The sequence below is a fragment of the Paraburkholderia azotifigens genome (genome assembly GCF_007995085.1).
Taxonomy (GTDB): Bacteria; Pseudomonadota; Gammaproteobacteria; order Burkholderiales; family Burkholderiaceae; genus Paraburkholderia; species Paraburkholderia azotifigens.
This window is the reverse complement of the sequence record NZ_VOQS01000003.1, coordinates 2,032,503-2,049,111: the sequence shown is the minus strand read 5'-3', so window position 1 is coordinate 2,049,111 and position 16,609 is coordinate 2,032,503. Positions and strand designations below refer to the sequence as shown.

The following is a 16,609-nucleotide window of genomic DNA, read 5'->3' as shown; positions in this document are numbered from 1 at the left end:
TTACGCCTGCCCTTACGCCTGCCAGACGGCATAGCCCGCTTCGCGCAACCCGATCGCCAGTTCGACCTCCATGTCGCGCGCGCCCTCGTAGGGCATCGGATTGAACACGTCGTACAGTTCCGGCATTAGCCGCAGACCAAACTCGCGCACATAGCGATTCGACTGGATGCCCGCCTTGTGCCGGTCGAAACGCAGATCCGGGTCCAGTCCCGTCATCCCCACATACACGCACGGCCGTTCGAACCGGTAATCGGGATTCGCGCGCCGGAAGCGCGCTTCGTTCCAGACGGTATCGTCGAGCGCGACCACATACACGTAGTAGCGAAGCTTTTCACGGCGCGCAGGCATCGTTCCCGGATTGAAGAGCCCGTCAGCCGCGCGACGTGCCGTGCAGCAGCATCCGGTATTCGGTCGGCGTCACGCCGACGGTCGCCTTGAACTGCCGCGTGAACGCGCTGTGATCCGTGTAGCCGCACAGCGCGGCCACATCCGTGACCTTGTCGTGCGACACGAGCAAGGCCGTCGCCGCATCGAGACGCGTCTTCAGCAGCACCTGGCGGGGCGTCAGATGAAACACCTTGTGGAAGTAGCGTTCGAGCTGCGCCACCGACATATCGGCCATCGCGGCAAGCTGCTTGAGGTTGAGCGGCTGTACGTAGTTCTCTTGCAGATACTGGACAACCGTCGCGAGCCGGCTATACGCCGGGTGGCTGCTTTCGTCGGCACGCAGGTCGCGCGAAATGCCCGCCAGCCCGACGACGCGCCCCGCCGCATCGCGCAACGGCTGCTTGCAGGTCAGGCACCAGCCCGGCTGGCGGCCCGGATACAGATGCAGCTCGAGCTGGTCGACCATCTGGCTGCCGACGTGGATCACGGCCTTGTCCTGCGCGGTGTAGATGCGGCCAAAGCGGCTCGGGAACACATCCTCGGCCGTCTTGCCCAGCAGTTTTTCCTTCTCCTTGAATCCGCAGCGCGATACGAGCGTGCGATTGACGAGCGCATAACGCGCGTGCGCGTCCTTCACGAAGAACACGATGTCGGGCATCGCGTCGAAGACGGGCTCGAGCAGCGCGAAATGCGAGAGCATGCCGGCCAGCGCGGCCTCGCCCGTATCGAGCCCATCTGGCGCATTGAGCGCGGAAGCGAACGTGTTCATCGTGCGGGTTCCATGCATGGACTGCGGGGACGTGAAGGTGGCCGCGGCGGGCAATCGCAGCGCTGATCGATTATAGGGCGGCGCGGTGTGGGGGAAGAAAATCGTCGTGAGCGCCTGGATTCGATGCACCCGTCAACAGGTGTCGTCTGTCTGCGCAGCGAGCATCAGTGTGCCGACCTGCGCAGGATGAATGGGCGGCCGGACCTGCGCTACGTCCCAGCCGAACAACGTCTGTGCCGCGCCGCCGCAGATACGTCCCTGACACGCGCCCATGCCGCAGCGCGTGTGCAGCTTCGCATCGCGCCAGTTGCGCTGCGCGCGAGCCTCGCCGATCGAAACGTCCTCGCAGCGACACAGCACGGTATCGTCGGCGGGCAGTTGCCGGGCGGGCTCACGCAACGCGAATGCCGCGTCGACGCGCGCCGCGAAGCGTTGCCAGCGCGCACGTTCGCGCTTCAGCGCCGCGCCGGGTTCGACGCCGATCGCGCCGAGGCCCGCGATCCGCCCTTCCACCCGCGCACGCTCCATTCCGCCCACGCCCGTGCACTCGCCCGCCGCGTAAACGTTCGCGACGGACGTGCGCTGCGCGTCGTCGACGGTAATCGCGCCGTCGTCGCGCGTCGCGCAACCCAGCGCGCGAGCAAGCGTCGTGTTCGGCACGAGGCCGTAACCGCATGCAATGCGCTCGCAATCGATGGTCTCGATGCGTCCTCCGTCGCGTTCGACGATCACGCGTTCGACACGCCCACTGCCTCGCGCTTCGCGCACCACGCTCGATGTCAGATAGCGAAAGCCCGTCAAGCCACGCGTCAGTTGCGCTGCTTGCGCGAGCTTCGCCGGCGTCGCGGCGAGCGAGATGCCGAAACGCAGCACCGACGCAAACGTCGCCTGCTCGACGACGGCCACGACTCGCGCGCCCGCGGCACGTGCGGTCGCCAGCGTGGCGAACAGCAACGGACCGCTGCCCGCGATCACGATGCGTTCGCCGCGCACGGGCACGCCGCCCTTGATCAGCGCCTGCAGGCCGCCCGCGCCCGTCACGCCGGGCAGCGTCCATCCGGCGAACGGCAGCAGGCGCTCGCGCGCGCCCGTCGCGAGAATCAGACGGTCATAGCCGATGCACGCGCCGCCATACCCGGTCGATTCAATCAGCAGCCGCCGTCCGTCGAGCGGCGCGACGATGCGCGCGGCGCAAGTCAGCGTCACGTTGCCCTTAGCGGCGATGCCATGCAGCTGTGAGGTCAACTCATCGGGCTGCGGATGCGCCGGGCCATTGCGCCACACCTGGCCGCCCGCGCGCGGGTTGTCGTCGAGCACGGCGACACGCGCGCCCGTCCGAGCGGCTTCGCAAGCGGCAGCGAGACCCGCCGGCCCCGCGCCCACCACGACGATATCGAAGTGCTGATCGTTCATCCCGGCCCCGCCGTCTGCACACGCTGGCCGTCGCAGCACAAGGTCTGACAGGCGAGCACATGCGCACGTCCGTCGACGGTGACGCGGCACTCCTGGCATACGCCCATGCCGCACAACGGCGCGCGCGGCTCGCCGCTCACAGAAGTACGCGTGCCCGATGGTCTCGCGTCGCGGATCGCGAGCGCGGCGGCAATCGTCGCGCCTTTTTCGACCTCGACGGATTCGCCGTCGATCGTCAGACGGACGCGTGAGAGAAGCGCATCAGACATGGCACGCTCCGAATTCGAAACGCGCGGGCAGAAACGGATCGGCGGGAATGGCGGCCGCCGTCTGCGTGATCTGCGCGGCGAGCAGCTTTGCGGTGCCGAGCGATGTGGTCACGCCCAGCCCCTCATGTCCGACCGCGAGCCACACGCCCGGCGCCGCGTCGCCTGCAGGGCCGATCAGCGGCATGCCATCGGGCGAGGCCGCGCGAAAACCCGTCCATGCGCGGATACCGTTGAGTGTCGGCAACTCGGGCAGATAGCGCGCGGCGCGTTGCAGCATGCGGGCGAGCACGGGCATGTCGACGGCGGCGTCCGTCGTCTCGAACTGGCGCGACGAGCCGATCAGCAGTTGCCCCGTGGGCCGCGGCTGCGCGTTGAAGGCCACGGACGTGCCCGTCGCGTGATGCGCGCTCTTGATATAACCGAGTTCGAGCAGCTGATGACGAACGAAGCCGGGGTAACGGTCGGTGATCAGCAAGTGGCCTTTTTTGGGCTGCAAGGGCAAGCCCGGTATGAGTTCGCGCGCCTGCAATCCGTTCGCTACGACGATGTGCGCGCCGCCGATCTGCTCGCCACTGGATAGCGTCACCTGATGTGCATCGACGGAAACGGCACGCGCGTCGAGTCGCACGTCGATGCGCGCAGCGCCCGGCGACTGCGCAAGCAGCCATTGTGCAACGGACGGCGCATACACGATGCTGTCATGCTCGATGAGCAGGCCGCCCGCCATGCCCGGCGCGAGCGACGGCTCGCAGTCGTACAGCGCGCGGTCGTCCAGCAATTGCGCTGCGACATCCTGAGCGGCGAACGCCGCCTGCATCGCGCGGGCGGCGTCGAGTTCTTCGGCGTCGGCGGCCACCCAGAGCGTGCCGCAGCACGAGAAGGCGTCGCGCGTGCGCAATTGCGGCGCCAACTCGAGCCACAAGTCGCGCGAATAACGGCTCAACGCGAATTCGGCGGGCGTGTCGTTCATCACGACGATATGTCCCATGCCCGCCGCCGTCGCGCCGCCGCCGATGCCGCGCGCGTCGAGTACCGTCACGCTCAGCCCGCGCGCCGCGAGTTCCGCCGCACAGGCCGCGCCGACGATGCCCGCGCCGACGATTACGACATCGGCCGTCATTCCCGCCGTCATACCGTTCTGATGCCCCACGCGAACGGATCGCGCTCGTCGAAGCACAGGCGGCTCTCGGCCATGATGTGCGCGTGCCCCGTGATGGTCGGAATGACGGTGGGCACGCCCTCTTGCGTGCCGCCTTCGGCGTAGCTCGCCTCGAACACGCTGCCGATGATGCTCTCCTGACGCCACACGTTGCCCGCCGCGAGCTTGCCGTCGGCGGCGAGGCACGCGACCTTCGCGCTCGTGCCCGTGCCGCACGGCGAGCGGTCGTATGCGTTGCCGGGACACAGCACGAAGCTGCGGCTGTCGAGCCCCGCCCGTGAGCCGGGACCGAATAGTTCGATGTGGTCGATCAGCGCGCCGTTCGCGCCTGTGATGCCGGAAGCAATCAGTGCATCGCGGATCGCCGAACTGAACTGCGTGAGTTCGGCGATGTTCGACGCTTCCAGCGAGCGGCCATGCCCGGCCACGAGGAAGAACCAGTTGCCGCCCCACGCGATGTCGCCCGTCAGCGAACCGTACCCCGGCACGTCGACCGTCACGTCCTTGCGATGCCGGTAGGCGGGCACGTTGCGCACGGATACGCTGTGGTCGTCGTTGAGCGTCGCCTCGACGATGCCGACGGGCGTATCGATCAGATGGCGGCCCGGGCCGATGCGTCCCATATGCGCGAGCGACACGACGAGACCGATCGTCCCGTGTCCGCACATGCCCAGATAGCCGACGTTGTTGAAAAAGATCACGCCCGCGGCGCATTCCTTGCGATCCGGCTCGCACAGCAGCGCACCGACGACCACATCGGAGCCGCGCGGCTCGGTGACGATGCCCGCGCGCCAGTCGTCGAAACGCGTGCGAAACACGTCGAGCCGTTGCGCAAGCGTGCCGCCACCGAGCTCGGGGCCGCCGGACACCACGAGGCGGGTGGGTTCACCGCCTGTGTGCGAATCGATCACGTTCAAGGTTTTCATGCTGCTCATGGTAGGAACGCGGCGTCGCACAGTCTTGAAGCGGCTGCGCGTGGATTGTGACGATTTCGGCATAATCATGCGAAGTCCGTTCGCGCGGATCCGCTGGTCGGCAGCGTGCAGTCCGGTTCGCCCGCGAAGCGTATCGCGTCGGATGCCAGGGCGGCACCCGTTGCGCCACCCTGTTGCCTCATACGCTGTGCGAAATCTGCGGAAGACGCCGAAAACACTTTAAATCATGGATTCCCCTCGCACAGCTGCTATGCCGAAATCGTCACGCGGAGCGCGCGATTCGCGCAAGACACCCGAATATTCCCTGCTTACACTGCACTCGACTCATCACTTTCAGGAGAGCAGTCGTGGCGCATATCTGGGAAGGCGTATTGCCTGCAGTCACCACCAAGTTCAACGCGGATTTCAGCATAGACCGTGCGGCGACCGCCAAGAATATCGACGCGCAGATCGAAGCGGGCGTCGACGGAATCATCGTGTGCGGATCGCTAGGCGAAGCGTCCACGCTGTCGCTCGATGAAAAGCTGCAGGTGCTCGACGTGGCCGTCGAAGCATCGCGCGGCCGCGTTCCCGTGCTGCTGACGATCGCCGAGAACAGCACGCTCGACGGCTGCCGTCAGGCCGAAGCAGGCGCGACGCACGGCGCGGCGGGCTATATGGTGCTGCCGGGTCTGCGTTATCTGTCGGACCGCCGCGAGACGCTCAATCATTTCCGCATGGTTGCCGACGCGAGCCCGCTGCCGCTGATGATCTACAACAATCCGCTCGCCTACGGCGTCGACATGACGCCCGGGATGTTCGCCGAGATCGCCGACGAAAAGAAGATCGTCGCGATCAAGGAGTCGTGTGGCGACGTGCGGCGCGTGACGGATCTGATCAACGAAGTCGGCGACCGCTACGCAATTCTGTGTGGCGTCGACAATCTGGCGATGGAAGCGATATTGATGGGCGCGCACGGCTGGGTCGCGGGACTCGTCTGCGCATTCCCGCACGAGACGGTCGCGATCTACAAGCTGCTGAAGGCGGGGCGACTTGAAGAAGCGCGCGCGATCTATCGCTGGTTTGCGCCGCTGCTCGCGCTCGACGTGTCGGCGAAGCTCGTGCAGAACATCAAGCTGGCGGAAGCGATTGTCGGACTGGGAACGGAGCCGGTGCGTCCGCCGCGCCTGCCGCTCGCGGGCGACGAACGCAAGGCAGTCGAGACGTTGATTCGCCGCTCGATCGAGACGAGGCCGGAACTGCCGAAGCTTTGACTGGCTGAGACGGGAAACCGAAAAGAAAGCGGCGGCCGAGGCCGCCGCGAAAAACCGCTCACCTTGCGTGAGCGTCAAAACGGCTGCGCTCAGGCCGCCTCGGCATGCTGCACGACGACGTCTTCATTCGAGCGCAGATGCAGCAGCCGATATCCGCTCTTGTACACGGGCTGCAGGCGGAAGTCGTTATGCGGCTCGATCTGCAGCAGCAGACGCAGGCGCGACACATGGCTGTCGATCGTACGCGTCACTTCGCGGAACTCGCGGCCCCATACCATCGCGAAGATGTGATCGCGCGACAGCACGCGTCCGATGTTCGAAAAGAACAGCGACGCCAGCCGGTACTGCGTGCCCGACAGCTGAACGGGTGCGCCGCGCAGCGTGACGAGCTGGCGGCGGGTATCGAAGTGATACGGTCCGACGTCGAAGCTGTCCTTGCCGTAACGCTCCGGATACGCACGCCGCAGCAGCGCACAGAGCCGTTCGCGGAATTCGGCATGGCGCGCGGGCAGCGTGACGTAATCGTCGGCGCCCAGTACGAACGCTCGCACGACGCTCTCTTCCGAGCCATCCGCCGACGCGAAAATCACCGGCATCCGCTCGCCGCCGACGGAACGCACGGCCTTGAGCACATCCGTGCCCGACAGACGCAGCGCGTGCCAGTCGAGTACGAGCAGATCGACCGTCGACCGGGCGAGCACCTTGGAGAGCGTCAGGCCGTCGTCGTAGAGAACGCAACTGTGACCAGCCTGAACGACGATTTTTTCCAGCAGCTTACCCTGCACAGGGTCACGTTGAAGAATAGCGATACGCATAATGAGTCCCCGACAATTGGTCCAGGATCGCGATTCTCTTCAGGCTGTCTCGCCAAGCCCATAAGACTTGTCTGAATTCGCAAAGATTCTGCGACACTTTCGATCTAGTAAAATCGCGGGCTGGCCAGAAATCGTCAGCACGCCGCCCTACCCGGACCGGTGTGCCGTGTCCCGTGCTCTACCCTGCACTGCCGCACCTCCCGCCTGACGAAGCCGTACTCCGCGCGCGACGCGCGGCTCTTCTATTCATATAACGACAGGCAATGCAAGCAACAGAACTGGGTAGACCACACGCCGGGGAGATCGCGCACGCGCGCCCCCTGACCTTCAACGATTACAAGACGCTCAGCCTCGCCGCGCTCGGCGGCGCGCTCGAGTTCTACGACTTCATCATCTTCGTGTTCTTCGCGCCCGCGATCGGACAGCTGTTTTTCCCGCAGTCGATTCCCGACTGGCTGCGCCAGCTGCAGACGTTCGGCATCTTCGCCGCCGGTTATCTCGCGCGGCCGCTGGGCGGCATCATCATGGCGCACTTCGGCGACCTGCTCGGCCGCAAGCGCATGTTCACGCTCAGCGTGCTGCTGATGTCGCTGCCCACGCTGCTGATGGGCGTGCTGCCCACCTACGCGAGCATCGGCATCATGGCGCCCGTCCTGCTGCTTCTGTTCCGCGTGATGCAGGGCGCGGCCGTCGGCGGCGAAGTGCCGGGCGCGTGGGTGTTCGTCTCCGAGCACGTGCCGCAGCGTCACGTCGGCTATGCGTGCGGAACGCTGACGGCGGGCCTCACGGCGGGCATCCTGCTGGGTTCGCTGGTCGCGTCGGCCGTGAACCGCCATTTCGCGCCCGCCGATATCGCCGGTTTCGCGTGGCGCATTCCGTTCCTGCTGGGCGGCGTGTTCGGCCTGTTCTCGGTGTACCTGCGCCGCTGGCTGCACGAGACGCCTGTGTTCGCCGAACTGAAGCAGCGCAAGTCGCTGGCCGCGGAGATCCCGCTGAAGGCCGTGCTGCGCGATCATGGCCGTGCCGTGATCGTCTCGATGCTGCTCACGTGGATGCTGTCGGCCGCGATCGTGGTCGTGATCCTGATGACGCCGACGCTGCTGCAAAAGCAGTTTCACATCGCGCCCGCAACGGCGTTGTTCGCCAACAGCATCGCGACGCTGTTCCTGACGATCGGCTGCGTACTGGCGGGTTCGCTCGCGGGCCGCTTCGGCGCGGGCCGCACGATTTTCGCGGGCTGCGTCGGGCTCGGCATCGCGTATTACGCGCTGTTCCAGCAACTGGCCGTCGATAGCACGGTGCTCGTGCCGCTCTACGCTGTCGCGGGCCTGTTCGTCGGCGTGATCGGCGCGATTCCGTTCGTGATGGTCAACGCGTTCCCGCCTGTCGTGCGTTTCTCGGGCATTTCGTTCTCGTACAACGTCGCGTACGCGGTGTTCGGCGGCCTCACGCCGATCGTCGTCTCGCTGATGCTGAAGTCGAACCCGATGGCGCCCGCGCTCTATGTCGGCGCGCTGTGCGTGATCGGCGCCGTGACGGCGTGCTGCGTGAAGAACAAGGCCGCCCGGTAACACCCCGCAAGCGGCGTGCGCGGCACGCCGCTTGCGTTCTCCTCTGGACCGCACGTCGCATCGACGTTTCAAAACGGTCCGAAACGTCGCATGGCAGGCCCGTCCTATCATCGACGCATGAATACTTCTCCTGCACCCCGGTTCACGCCGGCGCTCGCGCGGATCGTCGCGACGGTCAGCGTCGGCTTTATCGTCACGCAACTCGACGTGACCATCGTCAACATCGCGCTCGCGAAAATCGGCGCGGATCTGCACGCGAACGTCACGGGCCTGCAATGGATCGTCGACGCCTACACGCTGGCGTTCGCCGTGCTGATGCTGTCGGCGGGCGTGCTCGGCGACCGCTTCGGCGCGCGCCGGATGTTCGCGTGCGGCATCGCGCTGTTCGCGGCGGCCTCGCTCGCGTGCGGACTCTCGTCCGACGCCGCGACACTGGTTGCCGCGCGCGCCGTGCAAGGCATGGGCGCGGCGGCGATGCTGCCGAATTCTCTCGCGCTGCTCAACGAGGCGTGCGGCCACGGTCCGAAGCTGCGCGCTCGCGCCGTCGGCCTGTGGACGGCGGCGGGCGCGATCGCGATTGCGGCGGGGCCCGTGATGGGCGGACTGCTGATCGCCGCGTTCGGCTGGCGCGCGATCTTTCTCGTCAATCTGCCCATCTGCGCGTTGGGACTCGCCGCGACCTTTGTGTGGGTGCCGGCATCGTCTGTCCCTGCGCTGGGCTCGCAGATCGGTGGAAAAGCCACACGCGGCCTCGATCCTGCCGGCCAGCTGCTCGCGATCGTCGCGCTGACGGCCTTCACGGGCGCCGTGATCGAATGGCGCCCGCTCGGACTCATGCATCCGCTCGTCGGCGGCAGCTTCGTGCTCGCACTGATCGCGACGGCCGCGTTCATCGTCACGGAGCGGCGTGCACCTGCGCCGATGCTGCCGCTCGCGTTTTTCAGCAACCGTACGTTCAGCTCGGCTGTGCTGTTCGGCATCTGCGTGAACCTCACCTACTACGGCGTCGTCTTCGTGCTGAGCCTGTATCTGCAGCACGCGCGCGGCGAAACGGCGCTGCAGGCCGGACTCGCGTTTCTGCCGCTGACGGGCGGGTTTCTGGTCTCGAATGTCGCGAGCGGCTGGGTGGTCGGGCACTACGGCGCGCGCGTCCCGATGATCGCGGGCGCGATCACCGCGGCGCTCGGCTACGGGCTGCTGCACTTCGCCGACGCCACGTCGCCGCTATGGTGGCTGCTCGTGCCGTTTCTGCTGATTCCGTCGGGCATGGGGCTCGCCGTCCCGGCGATGACGACAGCCGTGCTCGCATCCGTCGACAAACAACGCGCAGGCACGGCGTCGGCCGTCCTCAATACGGCGCGGCAGGCAGGCGGCGCGGTCGGCGTGGCGGCGTTCGGTGCGCTCGCGAGCGCGGCGGATGCGGCAGGCCCGGCGCACGTGGTGGCGGGGCTCAAGTCGTCGACCTTGATTTCGTCGTGCATCCTGCTGTGCGCGCTCGGACTGGCGTGTCTCGTGCATCGGGAGGCGCATGCGCCCGACGCGTCGAACCAGCGCGCTCGCGACGGCCGCGCGCGGCCCGCAAGCGCCCGCAACTGACGTACGCCTCGCGCACATGAAGCCCTGAAAACACAACACCCACGAGGCGCGCGCCATCGTGGGTGTAATTATGTGAAAAACGGTGTGCAAAAACGGCGGCAGGTATTACAGCGACGCCTCCTGAATGACGCCCGTATCGAGCGCCTTTTCGATAAGCCCATCGCTCTGCACCTTGCGAATTGCATCGGCGACGAGCTTTTCCGGCTCTTCGATTTCCGCCTTGATCGAGCTGATCAATCCGGCTGCGTCGAGGATCACCAGCGTTTCGGCCGAATCGGCCCGGCTGATGATCACGCGATGCAGCACCGGCCCTTCGCCGATGCTCGCGCAAAACTGCATGACCGTGCCGTTGATCGTCTGGTCAAAAGCTTGAATCATCGCGTGCTCCTTTTAATCGAATTGGCTTGCCCAGATGCTGCGTGTGGAATGGTGCACGAATGATGCCCGCTCTTGCGCCGGCCTGCAGACGCAGACGCTTCGCGCTTTTCGAATCGCACGCCGCTGCACGCGCAACGATCACAGGCTGCTGCCAAGTCCGCTGCGCGGCGCGCGCGCACCGTCGATGCTGAAGCGCCCCGCGCCCGTCACGAATAGCAGCAGGAAGCCGCCGGCGATACCGACGTTTTTCCAGAAATGGATGATCATGTCGCGCTGGACGGCGGCATCGGTGATATTCCAGAAGTCGTGTCCGAGCACGGCCGTTGCGATCGTGTACGCGGCCATGAACAGCCCGAGCGCGCGAATTCTGAAGCCAACCACCAGAAAGATGCCGCCCAGCAGCTCGACGGCCGTCGCAATCGGCGCGGCAATTTGCACGAACGGCACGCCCTTCGATTGCAAATATCCGACGAAGCCCGCATAGCCGATTAGTTTCATCACGCCGCCCCACAGAAAAAGCACGGCAAGCGCAAGACGGGCAAGAAGGATTACGCCGGAATCGACGGGACGCGTCATGGATGTGGCTCCTGATTTGAATTAAGCAGAAGACCGGGCCGCACGTCATCAGTTCCCGGGCGCTGCAGTCAGAATAAGTGGAATACCCTGCTTTTCCAAGGCGATCGACATAAGCTGAATCTGACACGCCCCGAATTCGATCCGCGAAAACACAGACACCGATGTCGAAACGACAACGCAGATCGCCTGGTGATTGAGCAAATTCATCGGCAAGCTCATGCACGGACTTGTTATAATCCTCTCAGGAAATCGAACAAAATATAACGCGCCACGTCCTCGCTCAATCTCGCGTTAAAGAGACCATCTCCATGCTTAAAACTGAACGTCTGCGCGTGCTTGCCGATGCGCTCGCCAAACAGAACGTGATGCGCCTGCGCGATGCGGCGACGCTGCTAGGCGTATCGGAGATGACGGTGCGCCGCGACATTGCCGCGAGCCCGGGGCATTTCACGTATCTGGGCGGGTACATCGTCAGCGCGACGGACGTGCCGAACACGGCCGGTTATTCGCTGGAGGAGGAGAAGGATCATTTCGCTCAGGCCAAGGCGGAGGCATCGGCGGTTGCGGCGAAGCTGATCGGCAACAACGAGACGCTGTTCATCGATTGCGGTACGACGCTCACTACGCTCGCTCGTTTGATATCTAACGATCTGCATGTGACCGTTGTGTGCTACTCGCTGAATGTCGCGGAGATTTTGCGGCGCAAACCGAATGTGCGGATGATCCTGCTGGGCGGCGTGTATGTGCCTTCTTCAGATTCGTTTTCAGGCGAAGAGAGCATCGAGGTTTTGCGACGCATGGGGATCAATAAGGCCTTTATTTCCGCAGGCGGAGTGGATGACGCGCGAGGCGTCACTTGCTGGAATTTTCATGAAGTCGCGTTGAAGCAGGCTGCTATGGCTAGTGCTGTTGAAAGCCATCTCGTTGTCGATAGCAGTAAGTTTGGGGTTGTTAAGGCTGTGCGCTTTTCCAAGGTCGAGGACTTCACTTCTATCATCACTGAGAAGGGACAAGTGTGCCCTAAGAAGTGAGTTTTCTTGTCTGCGACGCGGTCATCGTTTTTTTTGCTGCGCTGGCATCCGTGGCTTGGCTTTTTGCTGGCATCCGCGGTTTCGTAGCGGTGCTTCTTGCGTTGCCCCTGTGCGGGGCGGCACTCACTTTCTTTGCCGCCGCAAAGAAAGTAAGCAAAGAAAGCGGGCTAACACCGCCAGTTCTTGTGTTTGCCTGCGGGCCCCCTACAGGTCCCGCACTCCACACGGCAACGCACTTTTTCATGAGCGTTGCCAACGCCTCTAACAGGCGCATCACCCACTCCATTCACCCGTAGTGCAGCCAGCGGCACCGATCCGTCTGCGCCGCCCAGGTGGCAAACTGTGTGTAGGTTGTCGCACCGCACACGTTTGCGCTCCTACGACACCGATCCCGCTTTTCAGTCCGGAGTGGTGCGGTTCCCTCGCGACTGCCTACACACAGTTTGCCACCTGGGCGGCGGTGGACGTTTGGTAACGCAGTCCGTGACGCGGGAATGTGAAGTGGGGGATGCGTGAGTTAGCACGCTGGCAACGGGCGTAAGACAGAGGACTGCCGTCTGGAGTGCGGGACCCGTAGAGGGCCCGCAGGCAAACACAAGAACTGGCGGTGTGAGCGGCTTTCTTTTGCCTACTTTTCTTTGCCGCTGCAAAGAAAAGTAGGTGCCGCCCCGCACAGGGGCAACGCTAGCAACACCGCTACGAAACCGCGGATGCCAGCGAAGCAAAAAGCCAAACCGCCAGCGCAGCAAAAATTAGCAACTACGCGTCGCAGACAACAAAAAAACCCTTACGCCTTGCGCTGCAAAGCAAACAACGTCCCAGCGACAAGAATAAACGCGCCGATAATAACCTTCTGCCAGGTGCTAGGCACCCCGACGAGAATAAGCACGCTATTAATGAGCGTAACGAGCACGACACCGAGCAGCGTCCCAACGACCGTACCCGTGCCACCCGTAATACGAGCACCACCTAAAATCACAGCGGCAATAACATCAAGCTCAGTTCCAACAAGATCGAAAGGATTAGCCAGCCGATTATTCGACACATGCAAAATCCCGGCAATCCCAGCCAGCATCCCGGTGTAACCAAACACAAACAGATGAATCGCGCGAAGGTTATATCCAAGCCGCTCGGCAATTGCGAGACTACCGCCCATGGCATAAACACCACGCCCCATCATCGTGCGATTCAGCAGCCACCACGTCACGACAGCAGCAAGAACCAGCGCAATAACGGAAGCAGGCAGCACCGCCCGCAACCCATCCGCCGTGTGATAGAAGAACAGCGGAATACGCCCGAAGTGATCCATGCTATGCGGAATGTTCATGAAGAACGTCGTGCCGACGAACGTCAACAGCACACCGCGATATAAATATTGCGTGCCGATCGTCACGATCAGCGAAGGCGCCTTCAGCCGATGCACGAGCACACCGTTGATCACGCCCAGCACGATCCCGCCCAACGCGCCGACAACGAGAATCAACGCGAACGGTGCATCAGGCCACCAGGCAAACACAGCCTTCGTAATCGCATACATCGTCAGCGCGCCGATCGCCGTGAACGACACGTCGATGCCGCCCGACGCCAGCACGACAAGCGTGCCGAGCGCGAACAGCGACATCGTCGTCGCCGAGTGCAGCAGATCGAACAGCGTTGCGAACTGGAAGAAGCGCGGATTGATCGCGCCGACGATCACACACATCACGACGATCAGCGCCGCGGTGAACCACTCCGGGTTGCGCGAAAGCTTCGCGCGCCACGTGGGCGGCTTTACTTCAGGCGCGATTTCGACGACGTTGGGGGTAGTCATGGTCCGGTTCATGATAGACGACATCTCATGCAGCCTCTGAGAGCAGAGCGTGATACAGCTCGGCTTCGTTCAACTGGTCCGCGCGATACTGGCTCGCCACGCGGCCCTTCTTCATCATCAGAATGCGATCGCAGTTCTGCAGCAATTCGGGCAGGTCATCGCTGATCAGAATGATGCCGATGCCGCGCTGCGACAGCTTCTGCATGATCCGATAAATGATGTCCTTCGAACCGACATCCACGCCCACCGTCGGCCCATGCAGAATCAGCACGCGCGGATCGATCGCGAGCCAGCGCCCGATCAGCACGCGCTGCTGGTTGCCGCCCGACAGCGACTGCACCGGCTTGTCGACACCCGGCGTCGCGATCTGCAAGTCCTTCACCGTCTGCTCGGCAAGTTCCTGTGCGCGCGTGCGGTCGATCTGCCCGAAGCGGTCGCGCAGGCTCGAAATCATCGCGGTGATCACGTTGTCGCGAATCGGCTTGTCGAGGAATAGCCCTTCGTTCAGGCGGTCTTCTGGCACATAGCCGATCCGGTGATTCTTCGCATCCGACGGCGTGCGCAGCACGATCGACCTGCCTTCGAGCGTCACCGTGCCGCTCTCCGCCGGCGCAACACCCGCGAGCGAGCGCGCAAGTTCGTTGCGGCCCGAATCGAGCAGACCCGTCACGCCGAGAATCTCGCCGCGATGCAACGCGAACGAGACATCGCGAAACTGCGTGCCGCGCGTATAGCCCTTCACGTCGAGCACGACTTCCTTGCCGACTTCGCCTTCGCGATAGCGCTCGCTCGACAGATGACGGCCCGTCATCAGTTCGCTGATCTGCGCTTTCGTGTAATCGGTGATCGGGCCTTGCGCCATCTTCTGGCCGTCGCGCAGCACGATCACTTCGCCGCCGATCGCATAGCATTCGTCGAGCTTGTGGCTCACGAACAGCACCGTCACGCCCTGCGCGCGCAGATTGCCGAGCACCGCGATCAGGTTGTCCACTTCTTTCTGCGTGAGCGACGTGGTCGGCTCGTCCATGATGACGAACTTCGCTTCGCTCGCGATCGCGCGCGCAATCGCCACGAGTTGCCGCGTCGCGAGCGGCAACTGTTCGATCAGCGTCGCCTGAAATTCGGCATCGCCTGGCAGGCCGACGGCTTCGAGCGCTTTCGCCGCCGTGCGCGCGAGCGCCTTGCGGTCAAACGTGCGCGTGAGGCGTCCGTTGTGCTCCGCAAGCTCCGACGTCAGCGCGACGTTCTCCGCGACGCTCATGTTCGGCAGCAGCGACAGATCCTGATAGACCGTTTCGATGCCCGCCGCGAGCGATTCGAGCGCCGAGAGACGCGCATGGCTCACGCCCTCGATGATCAGCTCGCCTTCATCGGGCGGCTGCGCACCGGAGATGATCTTGATCAGCGTGCTCTTGCCGCAGCCGTTTTCGCCCAGCAGATGATAGATCTGGCCGCGCTCGAACGACAGACTCACGCCGCGCAACGCATGCACGCCCGTGAACCGCTTGTGTACGCCGGCCACCTGCAGGAACGGCGTGGAGGATACGTGTTGATTCATGCTGAAAAGCCGTGCTCCAGATGAAATCGAAGCGTGCGGACCATCACCTGCAAAGCCCGCACGCCATCATGCGACGATCAGAAGTTGTATTGCTTGTAGTTCGACTTGTCGACGTTGACCCAGCCCTGGCCGCGCACGATGATGCCCTTGCCCGGACCCTTCTCGACCGTCACCTTCGTATAGCCCGGAATGCCGAGGTCCGCGCCGTTCTGCACGGTCTTGCCATCGACCAGCATCTGCGCAACCTTGTTCATCGCGAGACCGGCGAGCTTCGGATCCCAGAACGCAATGCCGTTCACAGCGCCGCTTTCGAGGAACTTGCCCGCTTCCGTCGGCAGACCCGTGCCGTACACGCAGATCTTGCCTTGCAGACCGGCCTCCTCGACGGCGCGGCCAATGCCGATCACATCCAGCGACGACGAGCCCTGGAAGCCCTTGAGGTCGGGATGCTTGCGCAGCACTTCCTTCGCGACTTCATACGCCTTCTCGCCGTCGTTGTTCGTTTCGAGCTTCGGCTCGACGAGATTCATCTTCGAGTACTTCGCCTTGGCGTTGTTGATGCCGCCATCGGCCCATTGCACCTGCGAGCGGCTGCCGAGCGAGCCAACCAGCACAGCCCATTTGCCGTCCTGCTTCATGCACGATGCAAGGCGCTCGTTCAGGCCCGCGCCGTAGGCGGAATTGTCGAATGCCTCGATGTCGACCATCGTGTTCTTCGCGTTGTCCGCTTCATGCGTGACGACCTTGATGCCGCGATCCATCGCTTTCTTCAGCGCGGGTTCGAGCGTCGGCGGATCGTACGGAACCACGGCGATGGCCGTGACTTTCTTCGCGATCAGGTCTTCGATGATCTTCAGCTGCTGCGCGGCGTCGGCACGGCCCGGGCCCGTCTGGTACGCCTGCACGCCGGGGTTGTCCTTCGCGAACTCCTTGACGCCTTCGTCCATCCGGTTGAACCAGTTGATGCCCGTCACCTTGACGACCGTGACGATCGTTTCGTTGGTGGCGGCCTGCGCAGCGGCGATCACGCCAAGCGCGAGTGCGCCCGTTGCGAGAGCGGCGCTCAGTCGGGTCAGTTTCATGTGTTCG

At 63.9% G+C, this 16,609-nt stretch carries 16 protein-coding genes; 4 read left to right on the top strand and 12 right to left on the bottom strand.

Annotated features, from left to right (window positions below; genetic code table 11):
* Window positions 1-12: 12 nt before the first annotated feature.
* The 6 genes from FRZ40_RS26360 to FRZ40_RS26335 form a co-directional block, all read right to left on the bottom strand.
* A complete protein-coding gene (locus tag FRZ40_RS26360; protein WP_028368948.1) occupies window positions 13-348 on the bottom strand; it encodes a hypothetical protein in 336 nt (111 codons plus the stop codon).
* A 22-nt stretch (window positions 349-370) separates the two neighbouring features.
* Window positions 371-1,156 (bottom strand): AraC family transcriptional regulator, encoded by a 786-nt coding sequence (locus tag FRZ40_RS26355; protein WP_028368949.1) that lies wholly within the window; start codon window positions 1,154-1,156, stop codon window positions 371-373.
* Window positions 1,157-1,288: 132 nt separating this feature from the next.
* Window positions 1,289-2,569 carry an FAD-dependent oxidoreductase gene (locus tag FRZ40_RS26350; protein WP_147236085.1) on the bottom strand — a complete coding sequence of 427 codons (1,281 nt, stop codon included), beginning with the start codon at window positions 2,567-2,569 and terminating at the stop codon, window positions 1,289-1,291.
* Window positions 2,566-2,838, bottom strand: coding sequence for a (2Fe-2S)-binding protein (locus tag FRZ40_RS26345; RefSeq protein WP_147236084.1), 273 nt, complete (start codon window positions 2,836-2,838; stop codon window positions 2,566-2,568). The genes FRZ40_RS26350 and FRZ40_RS26345 overlap by 4 nt, the downstream gene beginning before the upstream one ends.
* A complete protein-coding gene (locus FRZ40_RS26340) occupies window positions 2,831-3,958 on the bottom strand; it encodes an NAD(P)/FAD-dependent oxidoreductase (protein ID WP_147236797.1) in 1,128 nt (375 codons plus the stop codon). Before FRZ40_RS26340 ends, FRZ40_RS26345 begins: the two co-directional genes overlap by 8 nt.
* 8 nt (window positions 3,959-3,966) lie before the next feature.
* The gene (locus FRZ40_RS26335) at window positions 3,967-4,932 is read right to left on the bottom strand and encodes a 4-hydroxyproline epimerase (protein ID WP_147236083.1); all 966 of its coding nucleotides are present in this window, start codon (window positions 4,930-4,932) and stop codon (window positions 3,967-3,969) included.
* A 347-nt stretch (window positions 4,933-5,279) separates the two neighbouring features.
* On the opposite strand from FRZ40_RS26335, the gene FRZ40_RS26330 reads away from it, so the two are divergent.
* Window positions 5,280-6,185, top strand: a complete 906-nt coding sequence (locus FRZ40_RS26330; protein ID WP_147236082.1) for a dihydrodipicolinate synthase family protein — start codon at window positions 5,280-5,282, stop codon at window positions 6,183-6,185.
* A gap of 89 nt (window positions 6,186-6,274) precedes the next feature.
* On the opposite strand, the gene FRZ40_RS26325 is transcribed toward FRZ40_RS26330, so the two are convergent.
* A complete protein-coding gene (locus FRZ40_RS26325) occupies window positions 6,275-7,000 on the bottom strand; it encodes a response regulator transcription factor (RefSeq protein ID WP_028368955.1) in 726 nt (241 codons plus the stop codon).
* 263 nt (window positions 7,001-7,263) lie between these two features.
* On the opposite strand from FRZ40_RS26325, the gene FRZ40_RS26320 reads away from it, so the two are divergent.
* Together FRZ40_RS26320 and FRZ40_RS26315 are read left to right on the top strand one after the other, a co-directional pair.
* Complete coding sequence (locus tag FRZ40_RS26320; RefSeq protein WP_028368956.1) at window positions 7,264-8,571, top strand: MFS transporter; 1,308 nt, start codon at window positions 7,264-7,266, stop codon at window positions 8,569-8,571.
* A gap of 90 nt (window positions 8,572-8,661) precedes the next feature.
* Entirely contained in the window at window positions 8,662-10,167 is a 1,506-nt protein-coding gene (locus tag FRZ40_RS26315) for an MFS transporter (RefSeq protein WP_147236081.1), read from the top strand.
* Between the two features lie 105 nt (window positions 10,168-10,272).
* Here FRZ40_RS26315 and FRZ40_RS26310 read toward each other — a convergent pair whose 3' ends face one another.
* Both FRZ40_RS26310 and FRZ40_RS26305 read right to left on the bottom strand, forming a co-directional pair.
* Complete coding sequence (locus FRZ40_RS26310; protein WP_147236080.1) at window positions 10,273-10,545, bottom strand: hypothetical protein; 273 nt, start codon at window positions 10,543-10,545, stop codon at window positions 10,273-10,275.
* Window positions 10,546-10,683: 138 nt separating this feature from the next.
* On the bottom strand, window positions 10,684-11,121 hold the full coding sequence (locus FRZ40_RS26305) for a DoxX family protein (protein WP_147236079.1): 438 nt from the start codon (window positions 11,119-11,121) through the stop codon (window positions 10,684-10,686).
* 308 nt (window positions 11,122-11,429) lie between these two features.
* On the opposite strand from FRZ40_RS26305, the gene FRZ40_RS26300 reads away from it, so the two are divergent.
* Window positions 11,430-12,152 (top strand): DeoR/GlpR family DNA-binding transcription regulator, encoded by a 723-nt coding sequence (locus tag FRZ40_RS26300; protein ID WP_028368960.1) that lies wholly within the window; start codon window positions 11,430-11,432, stop codon window positions 12,150-12,152.
* Window positions 12,153-12,939: 787 nt separating this feature from the next.
* Here the strand turns inward: FRZ40_RS26300 and FRZ40_RS26290 are convergent.
* The 3 genes from FRZ40_RS26290 to FRZ40_RS26280 all read right to left on the bottom strand — a co-directional run bounded on the left by FRZ40_RS26290 (window position 12,940) and on the right by FRZ40_RS26280 (window position 16,602).
* Complete coding sequence (locus FRZ40_RS26290) at window positions 12,940-13,986, bottom strand: ABC transporter permease (RefSeq protein WP_035542923.1); 1,047 nt, start codon at window positions 13,984-13,986, stop codon at window positions 12,940-12,942.
* Between the two features lies 1 nt (window position 13,987).
* The gene (locus tag FRZ40_RS26285) at window positions 13,988-15,520 is read right to left on the bottom strand and encodes a sugar ABC transporter ATP-binding protein (RefSeq protein WP_028368963.1); all 1,533 of its coding nucleotides are present in this window, start codon (window positions 15,518-15,520) and stop codon (window positions 13,988-13,990) included.
* Window positions 15,521-15,597: 77 nt separating this feature from the next.
* Window positions 15,598-16,602: an autoinducer 2 ABC transporter substrate-binding protein gene (locus tag FRZ40_RS26280; RefSeq protein WP_147236077.1), complete on the bottom strand. Its 1,005-nt coding sequence runs from the start codon at window positions 16,600-16,602 to the stop codon at window positions 15,598-15,600.
* Window positions 16,603-16,609: the final 7 nt, after the last annotated feature.

Coding starts and splice junctions, on each gene's coding strand:
- FRZ40_RS26320 (WP_028368956.1), top strand. CDS start 7,264: ATGCAAGCAACAGAACTGGGTAGACCACACGCCGGGGAGATCGCGCAC.
- FRZ40_RS26300 (WP_028368960.1), top strand. CDS start 11,430: ATGCTTAAAACTGAACGTCTGCGCGTGCTTGCCGATGCGCTCGCCAAA.
- FRZ40_RS26285 (WP_028368963.1), bottom strand. CDS start 15,520: ATGAATCAACACGTATCCTCCACGCCGTTCCTGCAGGTGGCCGGCGTA.
- FRZ40_RS26350 (WP_147236085.1), bottom strand. CDS start 2,569: ATGAACGATCAGCACTTCGATATCGTCGTGGTGGGCGCGGGGCCGGCG.
- FRZ40_RS26310 (WP_147236080.1), bottom strand. CDS start 10,545: ATGATTCAAGCTTTTGACCAGACGATCAACGGCACGGTCATGCAGTTT.
- FRZ40_RS26315 (WP_147236081.1), top strand. CDS start 8,662: ATGGCAGGCCCGTCCTATCATCGACGCATGAATACTTCTCCTGCACCC.
- FRZ40_RS26340 (WP_147236797.1), bottom strand. CDS start 3,958: ATGACGGCCGATGTCGTAATCGTCGGCGCGGGCATCGTCGGCGCGGCC.
- FRZ40_RS26290 (WP_035542923.1), bottom strand. CDS start 13,986: ATGTCGTCTATCATGAACCGGACCATGACTACCCCCAACGTCGTCGAA.
- FRZ40_RS26305 (WP_147236079.1), bottom strand. CDS start 11,121: ATGACGCGTCCCGTCGATTCCGGCGTAATCCTTCTTGCCCGTCTTGCG.
- FRZ40_RS26335 (WP_147236083.1), bottom strand. CDS start 4,932: ATGAGCAGCATGAAAACCTTGAACGTGATCGATTCGCACACAGGCGGT.
- FRZ40_RS26280 (WP_147236077.1), bottom strand. CDS start 16,602: ATGAAACTGACCCGACTGAGCGCCGCTCTCGCAACGGGCGCACTCGCG.
- FRZ40_RS26360 (WP_028368948.1), bottom strand. CDS start 348: ATGCCTGCGCGCCGTGAAAAGCTTCGCTACTACGTGTATGTGGTCGCG.
- FRZ40_RS26345 (WP_147236084.1), bottom strand. CDS start 2,838: ATGTCTGATGCGCTTCTCTCACGCGTCCGTCTGACGATCGACGGCGAA.
- FRZ40_RS26355 (WP_028368949.1), bottom strand. CDS start 1,156: ATGAACACGTTCGCTTCCGCGCTCAATGCGCCAGATGGGCTCGATACG.
- FRZ40_RS26325 (WP_028368955.1), bottom strand. CDS start 7,000: ATGCGTATCGCTATTCTTCAACGTGACCCTGTGCAGGGTAAGCTGCTG.